This window comes from Caulobacter sp. NIBR1757, assembly GCF_027912495.1.
Taxonomy (GTDB): Bacteria; Pseudomonadota; Alphaproteobacteria; order Caulobacterales; family Caulobacteraceae; genus Caulobacter.
Window position 1 is genome coordinate 4334184 of record NZ_CP115463.1, and the last position, 13682, is coordinate 4347865.

The following is a 13682-nucleotide window of genomic DNA, read 5'->3' on the forward strand; positions in this document are numbered from 1 at the left end:
CTAATACCCATCCGGCCATGCGTCGGGAATATGACGTGGCCATTTGCCCGGCGAGAGGGCGATCAGGTCCAGTCGCAGGGTAACGTCCTTCAGGGCCGGGCGGTTCGCCGCCAGCTGAGCCCCGGCCCGGCGCAGGCGCTCGCGCTGCTCGACATGGACCGCTTCGAGGGCGGCCTCCGGCGTGGTGCGGCTCTTGACCTCGACGACGGCCAGGACGCGGCCCTTGAGGGCCAGGAGGTCGATCTCGCCCTGCGGAGTCTTCAGGCGAAAGCCGAGGATGCGGTAGCCCTTGAGCATCAGGGCCAGGGCGGCCCAGACCTCGGCCCGGCGGCCGGAGAGACGGGCGGCGCCGCCCCGCTGGCTGCGGGCCTGGGTCACCGGTTGTCCTTCAGGGCCAGGGCCTTGCGATAGAGGTCGCGGCGATTGACGCCCAAGGCCTTGGCCACCTCCGAGGCGGCTTCGCCCGGCGGCAGCCGGGTCAGGGCCTCGGCCAGGGCCGCGTCGGCGTCGGCCTCGGTGGCGACCTCGTCCTCGCCGGGGCCGACCACGACGACGATCTCGCCCTTGGGATCGTCGAGCTTCGGGTCGGCGGCGAGTTCGCTGAGGCGGCCGCGGACGCAGGTCTCGTGAAGCTTGGTCAACTCGCGGCAGACGGCGGCCGGGCGGTCGCCGAGCACGGCCGCCATGTCGCTCAAGGAAGCGGACAGGCGCGGCCCGCTCTCGAAGAAGATCAGGGTCGAGCGGATGTTGGCCAGCTCGGCGAGGAAGGTGCGGCGGGCGGCGGTCTTGGGCGGGGCGAAGCCGACGAACATGAAGCGGTCGGTGGGCAGGCCGGCCAGGGTCAGGGCCGCCAGCGGGGCCGAGGCGCCGGGAATGGGGATGACGGCGTGGCCGGCGGCGATCGCCTCGATGGCCAGGCGCGAGCCCGGATCGCTGACCATCGGGGTGCCGGCGTCGCTGCACTGGGCGATGCGGGCGCCGCCTTCCAGCATCTCGAGGATTTTCGGCCCGGCCCGGGCGGCCGAATGCTCGTCATAGCGCTCCAGCTTCTTCTTCAGGCCATAGGCATTGAGCAGCTTGGCGGTGACCCGGGTGTCCTCGGCGAGCACCACGTCGCAGGCGTTCAGCACGTCGAGCGCCCGCAGGGTGATGTCGCGCAGGTTGCCGATCGGCGTCGCCACCAGATAGAGGCCCGGGCTCAGCGGGGCCTGTGACAGGGAGGGGGTAGGCGGGCGTTCGGCCAAGGCGACTCACGGGATTGGGCGGCGGCGGCTTGCCGCACGTTGAGCGGCAAGGGATAGAGACTCCTCTGATCCGCGCAAGGAGCCGCGCCGTTGAGCAAGTTCATCTTCTGGCTGATCGTCGTCGTGGTGCTGGCCCTGGCGGCCCTGTTCGCCTGGTGGTGGTTCGACGCCCGCTGGCGTCCGCAGACGATCAAGAAGCACGAGACGGAAATCGCCAACCTCCTCAAGTCGAGCGGTTATGTCACGCCTGGCCTCGGCGGGCCCAAGGCCTACATCATCGTCTTCCGCAGCTGTCCTGACTGCGTCCGCTATGTCGCCGAGGAGCTGCCCAAGCTGCAGGCGGCCGGGGTCGACACCCGCATCATCGCCATCGCCCGCGCCGACGTCGGCGGCGAGCCGAAATCGACGGCGGCCGAACGCACCACCGTCGCCGAACTCTGGTTCAACCACCAGAACTGGCCGCTGTGGGAGCAGTGGAACAGCGTGGCGCCGGAGGCCTGGACCGCCCCGGGCCTGACGCCGGCCGACGGCGACATGGCGCGAACCGCCATCGTCGAGGCCGGCCGCAAGGCGGTCGCCGACCTCAAGCCCCTGCTGGCCGCCAACGGCGTCCAGGTCGGCGAGGCGGGGGTGAAGTATCCGACGGTGATCTGGTGGACGAAGGACGGGGCGATGAAGGCCTGCGCCTGCGAAGACCCGCGCACCTATCGCTTCGTGCGCAAGGACCTGGGGGCCAAGGACCGGGCGCCTTAGAGGCTGGCGCTGCAGTCTTACCCGCGCTAACCCCACCTCGATGCCGTCCTCCGTCCGCACCGCCTATCGTGATCGCCTGAAGGCGGGGGAGATCCAGCCCGACGCGGCGCAGGAGCGGGCCGTCGAGGCGCTCGGCCGGCTGGAGGCCGATCTCGACCAGGCCGGCGAGCCGGGCTTCTCGCTGTTCGGGCGCAAGCCCAAGGCCCAGAAGGGCGTCTACCTGTGGGGGCCGGTCGGGCGCGGCAAGTCGATGCTGATGGACCTGTTCTTCGACAGCGCCCCGGTCGCCAGAAAGCGCCGCATCCACTTCCACGGCTTCATGGGCGAGGTGCACGGCCATATCGACGCCTGGCGCAAGGGCGACGCCGCCGCCCGCAAGGCCCATTTCGGCCAACACAAGGGCGACGACCCCATCGTCCCGACCGCCGAACTGATCGCCGAACAGGCCCGGCTGCTCTGTTTCGACGAGCTGCAAGTCACCGACATCGCCGACGCCATGATCCTCGGCCGCCTGTTCGAGGCCCTGTTCGAGCGCGGGGTGACCCTGGTCGCCACCTCGAACCGGCCGCCGGACGATCTCTACAAGGACGGCCTGAACCGCCAGCTCTTCCTGCCCTTCATCGACATGCTGAAGAGCCGCATGGACGTGGTCGGCGTGAAGGGGCCGACCGACTTCCGCCTCGACAGGCTGAAGAGCGCCCGGGTCTGGCTCGCTCCGCTCGATCCCGACAATGAGCGCAGCTTCGATACGCTGTGGGCCGACCTGCTGGACGGCCAACCGGAGACCGGCGCGGCCCTGGATGTCCTGGGCCGCAAGGTGCACCTGCCGCGGGCCAGCGGCGGGATGGTGCGGGCCAGCTTCGCCAGCCTCTGCGACACGGCCCTGGGCCCCAACGACTACCTGGCCATCGCGGCGCGCTTCCACACCCTGTTCCTGGAAGACGTGCCGCGCCTGACCCCCGTCAAACGCTCGGCGGCCCGCCGGTTCAACACCCTGGTCGACGCCCTCTACGAGGCCCGGGTGCGGCTGGTGACCCTGGCCGAGGTCGCGCCCCGCGATCTCTATCCGGAAGGCGAGGGCGCCTTCGAGTTCGAGCGCACGGTCTCGCGGCTGGAAGAGATGCAGTCGGCCGGTTGGCTCGAGCAGGAACGGGACTGAACTCAAAAGAAAAGCGGCGGATCAGGTCCCCCCCGATCCGCCGCCACTTCCCCCGCGCCCCTGGATTGTCGCGCTGGCGACGATCCAAACCGGTCAAGGGCAGCTCCATGCCACGGGTCCGCGGACCCGGGCAGTGGAATTTTTCAGTCCTATTTTCGGGTTGACCCTACAGCAGCCAACCGCCTTCCACCGGCGTCGAGGCGCCGGTGATCAGGTTGGGCGTTCCGGCGTCGCCGTCCAGGCGCAGCTGGTAGTCGGCCTTGCCGTCGCCATCGATGTCGAGGCGCAGGATCGTCTGGTTCACCCCGGCGTCGTAGATCAGGGTGGCCTCTCCGGCGTGGAAGCCGAAGGTGCTGACGAAGGTGAAGGCCTGATCGCCGGCCACCGTGCTGTCGGCGTCGATGGCGGTCAGGTCGATGCGGTCACCCGCGCTCTGCGAGAAGTCGAGGATCTGGTCGGTCTGCAGCGCCAGGGCGCTGGAGCCGGACAGACGCACCGAGTCCTGGCCGATCTTGAAGACATCCGAGCCCGTGCCGCCCGACATGACGTTGTTGCCGGAGCCGCCTTCAAGGATGTCGTTGCCCGTGCCGCCGCTGAGGTTGTCGCTGCCGGCGCCGCCGACCAGACGATCCTCGCCACCGGCGCCGACCAGCTTGTCGTTGCCGTCCAGGCCGAGCAGCAGGTTGGCGCCCTCGGTCCCGGTGATGCTGTTGGCCTCGGCGTTGCCCGTGCCGTTGGCGGCGGTCCCGGTCAGGATCAGGTTCTCGAGGTTGGCGCCGAGCACATAGCTGAGGCTGGCGCGAACGGTGTCGGTGCCCTCGCCGGCCAGTTCGGTGACCACGTCCTTGGCGCTGTCGACGACATAGGTGTCGGAGCCGGCGCCGCCGACCATGATGTCATCGCCGAGGCCGCCGTCCAGGGTGTTGGAGGCGGCGTTGCCGTAAATGCGGTTGTTGCTGGCGCCGCCCGTGCCGTTGATGGCCGCGGTCCCGATCAGGTTCAGCACCTCAATGTTGTCGCCGAGCACGAAGCTGGCCGAGGCGTTGACCACATCCTCGCCTTCGCCCGCCAGCTCGAACACCTGGTCGAGGCTGTTATCGACCGAATAGACGTCGTTGCCGAGGCCGCCGCGCAGGGTGTCCTTGCCGGTGCCGCCGATCAGGCTGTCGTTGCCGCCGCCGCCGTTGATGACGTCGTCGCCGGCCCCGCCGTCGAGCACGTCGGCGTCATCGCCGCCGATCAGGGTGTCGTCGCCGACCTCGCCGTACAGCTTGTCGCCGCCGGCCCCGCCGTCGAGGATGTCGTTGCCGCTGCCGCCGTACATGTTGTCGACGCCGGCCCCGCCCGACAGGGTGTCGTCACCGCCCATGCCGTAGACGAAGTCGTTGCCCGCCCCGGCGCTGAGGGTGTTGGCGCCGGCGTTGCCGGTCATGCGGTTGGACAGGGCGTTGCCGATGCCGCTGACGCCCGCGACGCCGGTCAGGACCAGGTTCTCGACGTTGGCGCCGAGCAGGTAGTCGATGCTGCTTTCGACGGTGTCCGTGCCGCCGTTGAGGGTCTCGGTCACGGTGTCGCCGGCGTCATCCACCACATAGGTGTCGTTGCCCGCGCCGCCGGTCATGGCGTCGCTGCCCTTGCCGCCGTCGAGACGGTCGATGCCATCGCCGCCGAGCAGGATGTCGTCGCCGGCCCCGCCGAGCAGGATGTCGTTGCCGTCGCCGCCGTCGATGACGTCGTTGCCGGTCAGGCCGTTGACCGTGTCGCTGCCGATGCCGGCGACCAGGTTGTCGGCCAGGACCGAGCCCTGCAGGATGTCGCCGTTGCCGTCGACGCCGTTGATGGTGACGGTGACCGTCGCCGTATCGCCGTTGGCGACCGTGTAGGTGAAGGTATCGGTGGCGGTCAGGTTCTGGGCGCCCGAGCCGGCGCCGGCCAGGGAATTGAAGGCGCCGTTGGTCAGGTACTGGAAGGTGCCGTTGGCCTGCAGGGTCAGGTAGGCGCCCGAGGGGAGCAGGATCTTCATGCCGACGGCGGCCGGCTGGCCGTTGACGGCGGTGATGGCCAGGGCCGGGGCGTCGGCGCCGAAGCCGTTGTCATTGCGGACGTTGGCGACGAAGCCGGCGTTCTCGGCAACCGAGAAGGCGTCATCCTTGGCGGTGTCGATGGACGGCGCCGGGCCGACGCGGAAGGCGCTGACGCCAAAGCCGCCGACATCGACGGTGAGCATGAAGCGCGAGCCGCCGACGTCGACCATCGTGCTGCTGAACACGTCGCGAACGTAGGTGGCCAGGGTGTCGGTGATGACCTGGTCGGTGGACAGCGAGCCGTCGGCGGCCAGCTTGAAGACGGTCATCCCGCCGGCGCCTTCCGTCGAGAAGACCGGCACATAGGTTTCGCCATCGACCACGAAGGACGCGCCGATGCCGGTCATCGGGCTAAGCATGCTGGCGAAGTCGTCGGTGACGTTGAAGACGTTGGTCAGCTGACCGTCGCCGGCCATCGAGAACACCGAGACGCCGTTCTCATAGAAGCCCGAGGCGATCACGTAGGTGACGCCGCCGACGACGGCGGAGGACAGGAATCCGGCGTTGCTGATATGGGTCGCGCCGTTGTCGGCGAAGAGCTGCACCGGAACGGCGACGCCGCCGGCGGTGACTTCGACCACGGAGACCGTGCCCGACGACTGGCTGGTGACGAGCGCGAAGCTGCGGCCGCCGATCTCGACAGCCATGATCCGCGACACCGTCGAGAAATCGGCCTGCGGGCCGGCCGCCAGGTTGGAGACATTGGTCAGGGAGCCGTCGGCGGCCAGGGCGAAGACGCTGAGGCCCGCCTCACCGCCCTGGTTGGACGCCAGCAGATAGGTCACCCCGCCGACGGTCATGCCGGCCATGCCGGCGGCGCCGTTCAGGTAGGTGGTCCCGTTGTCGGCGAAGTTGGAAACGTTGGTCAGGGCGCCGCCGGCGCCGACGGAAAAGACGCTGATGCCGCTTTCGCTACGGCTGGAGACCGCCAGGAAGGTGTTGCCGCCGACCGTGGCGACGATGGGCGTGTAGGCGCCGGACAAGAAGACGCCGGCGTCGTCGTAGGTCGCCGCGACGGGGGTCAGGGCGCCGGCCGCGTCCAGGGTCAGGGTCTGAAGGCCGTTCTGAAGCGAAGTGACGTAGACATAGGTGACGCCGCCGACGACGGCCGTCGTCGCGATGGCCGGAAGGTCCAGCGCCGTCGCGCCGCTGTCGCCGACGTTGGAGGTGTTGGTGATCGGATCCATGGGTAAGCCCTGCAAACCTGGCTGGGCGCCATGTGGCCCCGGCTCTGAAAGTTAAGGCGCGGACACTGCTCACAACTTCCGAAGCCGCGGCAGTGGAAAAAATGAGTACGAATTTAGTGTCTGAGGCGACTGGCGCGCGATCAAAGGTCGGCGGCCGTGAAAACATGCCCCAGGCGTATTTATACAATTAACCGTACAGGGCTGTTCTGACCCCGCTGAATTTCGAGCTTTTGCGATGATCGTTGATGCAATTGCGCCGGCCTGGAACTTCTACTTCTGAAGGCCGACCAACTCATCCTCTCCTTGCGTGAGCCCAGTCGCGAAACGTTCTCAACTACCCCCCACGCGTTGACACCCGCGCCTCGGGGGTTAAATCCGGGGCCGTGTCCGACTTCGGCCCCAGAACTCCGGAATCCCCATGACTGAAGCCAACCGGGGCGTTCGCGAACGCCCGCAATCGCCGCACACCGATGTCTGGCGCTGGCACATCACCATGGCGACCTCGATCCTGCACCGCGTCACCGGCGTCGGGCTCTACATCACCGCCCTGCTGGCGGCGGTCTGGGCTGTCACCCTGGCGGCGGGACCGGAGGCCTACGCCGACTACATGGGCTTCCTGGGCAGCGCCATCGGTCGCCTCGGCCTGTTCGTCGCCACCCTCTGCACCTTCTTCCACCTGGCCCACGGCATTCGCCACCTGGTCTGGGACGCCGGCAAGGGTTTCGCCATCAAGACCATCAACACCTCCAGCATCGCCGAGCTGGTCTTCGCCGTCGTCGCCAGCGTCGGCGTCTGGATCATCGCCGCCATGATGGGAGCGCTGTGATGAACCGCCACCGCACCCCGCTTTCCCGCGCCCGCGGCCTGGGCGCCGCCCACCACGGCGCCGCCCACTGGATTTCCGAGCGGGTCAGCTCGCTGGCCCTCGTTCCGCTGGTGCTCTGGGCCGTCTTCGCGGTCATCCACCTGGCCCCGCTGCCGCGCGACCTGGCGCTCCTCTGGCTGGCCGAGCCGCTGAACGCGGTGCTGATGGTGCTGACCTTCCTGGTCAGCTTCTGGCACATGCATTCAGGTCTTCGCGTCGTCATCGAGGACTACGCCGACAAGATGGTGCCGCGCACGGTCCTGCTGCTCGGCAACCTGTTCATCTGTGTCCTGGCCGGCGGCCTGGCCATCTTCTCCATCCTCAAGATCGCGTTCGGAGGAGCCCTCTGATGGCGACCTACAACTTCGTCGACCATACCTATGACGTCGTGGTGGTCGGGGCCGGCGGCTCGGGCCTGCGGGCCGCGCTCGGCTGCGCCGAGGCCGGGCTGAAGACCGCCTGCGTCACCAAGGTGTTCCCGACCCGCAGCCACACCGTGGCCGCCCAGGGCGGCATTTCCGCCTCCCTCGGCAACATGGGCGAGGATAACTGGCGCTGGCATATGTACGACACCGTCAAGGGGTCGGACTGGCTGGGCGACCAGGACGCTATCGAATACCTGACCCGCAACGCCCCGGCCGCCGTCTACGAGCTGGAGCACTGGGGCGTGCCCTTCAGCCGGACGGAAGAGGGCAAGATCTACCAGCGCGCCTTCGGCGGCATGACCAAGAACTACGGCGAGGCCCCGATCCAGCGGACCTGCGCCGCCGCCGACCGTACCGGCCACGCCATGCTGCACACCATGTACGGCCAGGCCCTGCGCAAGAACGTCGAGTTCTTCATCGAGTACTTCGCGCTCGACCTGATCATGGACGACGGCGTCTGCCGGGGCGTCACCGCCTGGAAGCTGGACGACGGCACCCTGCACCGCTTCCAGGCCCAGAAGGTCATCCTGGCCACCGGCGGCTATGGCCGCGCCTACTTCAGCGCCACCAGCGCCCACACCTGCACCGGCGACGGCGGGGCCATGGTGCTGCGCGCCGGCCTGCCGCTGCAGGACATGGAGTTCGTGCAGTTCCACCCGACCGGCATCTATGGGGCCGGCTGCCTGATCACCGAAGGCGCCCGCGGCGAGGGCGGTTACCTGACCAACAGCGAGGGCGAGCGCTTCATGGAGCGCTATGCGCCGACCGTGAAGGACCTGGCCCCGCGCGACATGGTCAGCCGGGCCATGACCATCGAGATCCGCGAAGGGCGCGGGGTGGGTCCCAACAAGGACCACATCTTCCTGCACCTGGACCACCTGGACCCGGCCATTCTGGCCGAACGCCTGCCCGGGATTTCGGAGACCGCCAAGGTCTTCGCCGGCGTCGACGTGACCAAGGCCCCGATCCCGGTGCTGCCGACCGTGCACTACAACATGGGCGGCATCCCGACGAACTATCACGGCGAGGTCCTGACCCTGAAGGACGGCAACGCCGACAGCCCGGTGCCCGGCCTGATGGCCGTCGGCGAGGCGGCCTGCGTCTCCGTGCACGGGGCCAACCGGCTTGGCTCCAACAGCCTGATCGACCTGGTCGTGTTCGGCCGCGCCGTCGGCCTGCGCTGCGCCGAGACGGTCAAGGCCGGGGCCACCCAGCCGGAGATGAAGGACGCCTTCACCGACGCTCACCTGGCCCGTCTCGACCGCTTCCGCAACGCCAACGGCTCGACCCCGACGGCGGTGCTGCGCCTCGACATGCAGAAGGCCATGCAGGAGGACGCCGCCGTCTTCCGCACCGGCGAGACCCTGCAGTCGGGCGTCGATCGCATCGCCAAAGTCGTCAGCCAGCGGGCCGACATCAAGACCACCGATCGCGGCCTGATCTGGAACAGCGACCTGATGGAGACGCTGGAGTTCGACAATCTGGTCAGCCAGGCGGCCGTCACCGTCGGCGGCGCCCTGCTGCGCCCGGAAAGCCGCGGGGCTCACGCCCGCGAGGACTATCCGAACCGCGACGACGGCGACTGGATGAAGCACACGCTTGCCTGGTTCGACGACGCCACCGGCCAGGCCACCTACGACTTCCGGCCGGTGCACAGCTACACCCTGACCAACGAGATCGCCTACATCCCGCCGAAGGCCCGCGTCTACTAGGACCGCCTAGCCGACACGCCCCTCGACTTCAGCCTTTCAGGTACCCGCCTAATGGTTCAGCTCACGCTCCCGAAGAACTCCCGCATCGGCAAGGGCCGGCATTTCGCCGCCCCGGCCGGCGCCAAGCGGGTCAAGACCTTCAAGATCTACCGCTATGATCCCGAAGGGCTCGAGAACCCGCGCTGGGACACCTACGACGTCGATGTCGACGCCTGCGGGCCCATGCTTCTCGACGTGCTGATCCACATCAAGAACACCATCGACCCGACCCTGACCTTCCGCCGCTCCTGCCGCGAGGGCGTCTGCGGCTCCTGTTCGATGAACATCGGCGGCCGCAACACCCTGGCCTGCACCCACGGCTGGGAAGAGGTGCCGACCAAGGAGATCACCATCAGCCCGCTGCCGGGCATGCCGGTGGTCAAGGACCTGGTCCCCGACCTGACCATGTTCTACGCCCAGTACGCCTCGATCGAGCCCTGGCTGCAGACCGAGACGCCGATGCCGCAGAAGGAGTGGCGCCAGGATCCGGCCGACCGCGAGAAGCTGGACGGCCTCTACGAGTGCATCCTATGCGCCTGCTGCACGACCAGCTGCCCCAGCTACTGGTGGAACGGCGAGAAGTACCTCGGCCCGGCCACCCTGCTGCACGCCTACCGCTGGATCATCGACAGCCGCGACGAGGCCACCGGCGACCGCCTGGACGCCCTGGAAGACCCCTTCAAGCTCTACCGCTGCCACACCATCATGAACTGCGCCCAGGTCTGCCCGAAGGGCCTGAACCCGGCCAAGGCGATCGCCGAGATCAAGAAGATGCTGGCCGAGCGGGTGGTCTAAGGGGCCCTCAGTCGTCAGTATCCAGCGCTGATAGCCCCGCTCTATTCTGTCGGAAGACACCTGAGGTGTCACAATAGTCCAAGTCTGCCCGTTTCTTCCGGAGCGGCGGATTCTCTCACACCGATTACCCCGACGAAAGTCGGGGCCCAGTGTCCACCCGGCTTGGTCGCTTGCTCTGATCAGCGCCAAGCCTTCAACAACCTGCCAGCTTGGCCCTGACTTTCGTCGGGGTAATCGGGCGGGAGAGTGGACTTGCCCTCGCCGGTATCGCAACCGGAGAAACGGCGGCCGCCTAGCGCAGCACCGCATCGGCGTCGGCCAGCCGCACTTCATGGACCATGTCGAGATAGGCTTCGAAGTACGGCTTGTGGCTTGCGCCGACGATGCTCAACACCCGCGCTCCGGGGCGGGGGCCGAACGCGGCGCGGATGTTGGCGACCATCCGCAGGTTCCGCGTTTCCCACCAGGCCATGTATTTGCGGCCGCACTGGCGGCCCGACGGGGTGCGCATGGCGCCGATCTGGTCGAGGGTGATGGCCTTCAGCTGCATCTCGGGCGCGTTCAGGATCCGGATGGCCGACAGCAGATCCTCGCCGCTGGCGATGGCCTTGTGCCGGGCTTGCATGGCGGCGAAGGCGGGATCGTCGATCTTCGCCCAGACCGCCTGAATTTCCTGGCCGCAGGCTTCTGCGTCCGGGCCGCCGGCGACGGCGTCGGCGGTGTGGTCGTCGGTCGGATAGACCCGCTCCAGGCCCAGGCGCGCGGCCAGCGGGACGGCGACGAGGGTGTTCTCGTTGCGGCGACCCTGCAGCGTGGTGAGGGCGGCGGCGAGCTCGCCGCTGAGCCCCTCGCCGGCCTTGCGCTCGTCCGGCGGCAGGCGCAGCCACTGGACGAGTGCCGAGTTGATGTCGCCGGCGGCCGCGAAGCTGGCCGCCAGTTCCCGGCGCTGGGCCGGCGTCGGGGCGGCGGGCCAGGCGGCCAGCAGGCCCTCGGCCTTGATCGCCGCCCTGGCCATGGTCAGGCCGGTCGCCGCCTGGCCGAGACCCGCGATGCTCAGCACCCGGATGCAGTAGCTGTCCGCGGCGTCGGCATAGAGGCTGCCGTAGGCCTTGAGCATTTCGCATTCGGGGCCGGAAAGACCCTCGACGGTGATGACCTCGGGCTTCCAGGCCTGCAGCCGGGTCAGCAACGGATCCAGCCAGGCCGGCTGGAAGCTGTCGGGCAGTTCGCTCAGGTGCATGGTCCCCAGGACCAGGACCTCGGTCGGCCCCCCGGGAATGCCCGCCTTGACGGCCCGAGGGTCGAAGGCCGGCGCGGCCTGGGCCGAAACGCAGACGGCCGAGATGGCCATGGCCAGAAGAAGCTTCAAACGCATAGGATCGGTCCCCATGGCGGCCGCCGGCCGCCTTCGCCTCCCCTGGCCCATAGAACGGTGGTCTTTGCCGCTCCAATGAAGAATCGGTAAGGGTCCGCCATGGATGAAGATCGCCGCCGGGCCCTGGTCGCTCACCGGCCGCTCGCGGGCCTGCTCTGGGGCTTTGCCGAGGCGACTCTGTTCTTCGTCGTGCCGGACCTGCTGATCAGCTGGGTGGCGATGAACCGGGGCTTCAGAGCCGGCGCCTGGGCCAGCCTGTGGGCGGCGCTGGGCGCGGTGGTCGGCGGGGCGGTGATCTTCCTGTGGAGCACTCATGATCCGGTCGGCGCCCATCGCGCCGTGGCCGCCGTGCCGGCCGTCTCCGACCGGATGATCGCCGAGGCACAGGCCGATATCGACGCCAACGGCTGGTTCATCGCCGCCATGAAGGGGCCGCTGACCAGCACGCCCTACAAGGTCTACGCCCTGCTAGCGCCCCATGCCCGCCTGGAAGGGGGCGGCGCGCCTCTGGCCGCCTTCGCGCCGGCCGCCTTGCCGGTGCGCCTGCCGCGCTTCCTGCTGGTGGCGGCGGCCTTCGCCCTTGTCGGCCGGGTGTTCCGAAAGCGGATCGACCGAAGAATTCTGTTGGCTGCCTTCACGTCAGGCTGGCTGCTGTTCTATCTGTGGTTCTGGCTGGTCCATCCGGGATAATACCGAGGTGGCCAAAGCCGCTTGCACAAAGGTGACGCAGGCGTCATTTTCCGTGCCAACAACAAAAGGGGACGTGCGTTGGCCGAACTTCAGGCCCCCGATCTGACTGCGAAGGTCGTCATCGTCGGCGCCGGTCATGCCGGCGGCTCGGCCGCGGCCTTCCTGCGCCAGTACGGCCATACCGGCCCGATCGTGCTGGTCGGTGACGAGCCGCTGGTGCCCTACCAGCGCCCGCCGCTGAGCAAGGCCTGGCTGAAGGGCGAGGCCGACGCCGAATCCCTGAGCCTCAAACCGGCCGACTGGTACGAGGAGAACGACTGCCGCCTGATCCTCGGGACGACGGCGACGGCGATCAATCGCGGCGCGCGGCAGGTCACCCTCAGCAACGGCGCGACCCTAGACTATGACTATCTGGTGCTGGCCACCGGGGCGCGGGCGCGGATGCTGCCCATTCCCGGCGCGGACCTGGCCGGCGTCATGGCCCTGCGCACGGCGGCGGACGCCGAGGCGCTCAAGGCGGCGCTGGGCCCCGGCAAGCGGCTGGCCATTGTCGGCGGCGGCTATGTCGGGCTGGAAGTGGCCGCTTCGGCCCGGGCGCTGGGCGCCGAGGCGGTGATCCTCGAGCGCGAGCCCCGGGTGCTGGCCCGGGTGGCCTGCGAGGCGTTGTCGACCTTCTTCACCGACTATCATCAGGCCAGAGGGGTGACCTTCGAGCTGTCGGCGGGCGTCGAAGCCTTTGAAGGCGCGGACGGCAAGGTCACCGGCGTCAAGCTGTCGGACGGCCGCCTCCTGCCCTGCGACGCTGTCATCGTCGGCATCGGGGCCATCCCCAATGACGAGATGGCTCAGGCCGCCGGCCTTGAGTGCGTCAACGGCGTGGTGGTCGACCTAGAGGCCCGCACGGCCGATCCGCATGTCTTCGCCATCGGCGACCTGACCCACCGGCCCCTGCCCCACTACGACCGCATGTTCCGGCTGGAGAGCGTGCCCAACGCCCTGGAGCAGGCCAAGCAGGTCGCCTGCGCCATCGTCGGCCGGCCCGGCCCGACGCCGGAGGTTCCGTGGTTCTGGTCGGACCAGTATGACCTCAAGCTGCAGATCGCCGGCATCGCCTTCGACACCGACCGCATCCTGCTGCGCGGGGATCCGGCAACGGCGAAGTTCGCCGTCTTCCACCTGCAGGGCGACATTGTGCGCTCCGTCGAGGCGGTCAACGCCCCGCCGGAGTTCATGATGGGGCGAAAATTGATCGAAAACCGCACGCGAGTGAACATTGATAAGCTTGCGGACGCGACGATTTCCATGAAAGAGGTCGCAGCCTGAAAAAGGCGCGCCAAGAAGAAGGTCCAAGGGG

At 68.5% G+C, this 13682-nt stretch carries 12 protein-coding genes; 8 read left to right on the top strand and 4 right to left on the bottom strand.

Annotation, left to right across the window (positions count from 1 at the left end; translation table 11 throughout):
• Both O5I81_RS20770 and rsmI read right to left on the bottom strand, forming a co-directional pair.
• Positions 1–378 carry a YraN family protein gene (locus tag O5I81_RS20770; RefSeq protein ID WP_271066771.1) on the bottom strand — a complete coding sequence of 126 codons (378 nt, stop codon included), beginning with the start codon at positions 376–378 and terminating at the stop codon, positions 1–3.
• Complete coding sequence (gene rsmI / locus O5I81_RS20775; protein WP_271066772.1) at positions 375–1244, bottom strand: 16S rRNA (cytidine(1402)-2'-O)-methyltransferase; 870 nt, start codon at positions 1242–1244, stop codon at positions 375–377. The genes O5I81_RS20770 and rsmI overlap by 4 nt, the downstream gene beginning before the upstream one ends.
• Before the next feature lie 90 nt (positions 1245–1334).
• Between rsmI and O5I81_RS20780 the strand changes: the two genes are divergently transcribed.
• Together O5I81_RS20780 and zapE are read left to right on the top strand one after the other, a co-directional pair.
• Positions 1335–1997 carry a hypothetical protein gene (locus O5I81_RS20780; protein WP_271066773.1) on the top strand — a complete coding sequence of 221 codons (663 nt, stop codon included), beginning with the start codon at positions 1335–1337 and terminating at the stop codon, positions 1995–1997.
• A 40-nt stretch (positions 1998–2037) separates the two neighbouring features.
• A complete protein-coding gene (gene zapE / locus O5I81_RS20785) occupies positions 2038–3156 on the top strand; it encodes a cell division protein ZapE (RefSeq protein ID WP_271066774.1) in 1119 nt (372 codons plus the stop codon).
• A gap of 166 nt (positions 3157–3322) precedes the next feature.
• On the opposite strand, the gene O5I81_RS20790 is transcribed toward zapE, so the two are convergent.
• On the bottom strand, positions 3323–6427 hold the full coding sequence (locus tag O5I81_RS20790; RefSeq protein WP_271066775.1) for a calcium-binding protein: 3105 nt from the start codon (positions 6425–6427) through the stop codon (positions 3323–3325).
• Between the two features lie 418 nt (positions 6428–6845).
• Here O5I81_RS20790 and sdhC point away from each other — a divergent pair, with 418 nt between their 5' ends.
• Genes sdhC through O5I81_RS20810 form a run of 4 tightly spaced genes read left to right on the top strand, consistent with a single transcriptional unit; the run spans position 6846 to position 10263 of the window.
• Positions 6846–7253: a succinate dehydrogenase, cytochrome b556 subunit gene (gene sdhC / locus O5I81_RS20795; protein ID WP_271066776.1), complete on the top strand. Its 408-nt coding sequence runs from the start codon at positions 6846–6848 to the stop codon at positions 7251–7253.
• Positions 7253–7642, top strand: a complete 390-nt coding sequence (gene sdhD, locus O5I81_RS20800) for a succinate dehydrogenase, hydrophobic membrane anchor protein (RefSeq protein WP_271066777.1) — start codon at positions 7253–7255, stop codon at positions 7640–7642. Before sdhC ends, sdhD begins: the two co-directional genes overlap by 1 nt.
• Positions 7642–9429 (top strand): succinate dehydrogenase flavoprotein subunit, encoded by a 1788-nt coding sequence (gene sdhA, locus O5I81_RS20805; protein ID WP_271066778.1) that lies wholly within the window; start codon positions 7642–7644, stop codon positions 9427–9429. Before sdhD ends, sdhA begins: the two co-directional genes overlap by 1 nt.
• Before the next feature lie 51 nt (positions 9430–9480).
• Positions 9481–10263, top strand: coding sequence for a succinate dehydrogenase iron-sulfur subunit (locus O5I81_RS20810; protein WP_271066779.1), 783 nt, complete (start codon positions 9481–9483; stop codon positions 10261–10263).
• Between the two features lie 292 nt (positions 10264–10555).
• On the opposite strand, the gene O5I81_RS20815 is transcribed toward O5I81_RS20810, so the two are convergent.
• A complete protein-coding gene (locus tag O5I81_RS20815; RefSeq protein ID WP_271066780.1) occupies positions 10556–11638 on the bottom strand; it encodes a DUF5694 domain-containing protein in 1083 nt (360 codons plus the stop codon).
• Between the two features lie 99 nt (positions 11639–11737).
• Between O5I81_RS20815 and O5I81_RS20820 the strand changes: the two genes are divergently transcribed.
• Together O5I81_RS20820 and O5I81_RS20825 are read left to right on the top strand one after the other, a co-directional pair.
• Positions 11738–12328: a hypothetical protein gene (locus O5I81_RS20820; RefSeq protein ID WP_271066781.1), complete on the top strand. Its 591-nt coding sequence runs from the start codon at positions 11738–11740 to the stop codon at positions 12326–12328.
• A gap of 78 nt (positions 12329–12406) precedes the next feature.
• On the top strand, positions 12407–13651 hold the full coding sequence (locus O5I81_RS20825; protein WP_271066782.1) for an FAD-dependent oxidoreductase: 1245 nt from the start codon (positions 12407–12409) through the stop codon (positions 13649–13651).
• The last annotated feature ends 31 nt before the right edge of the window (positions 13652–13682 follow it).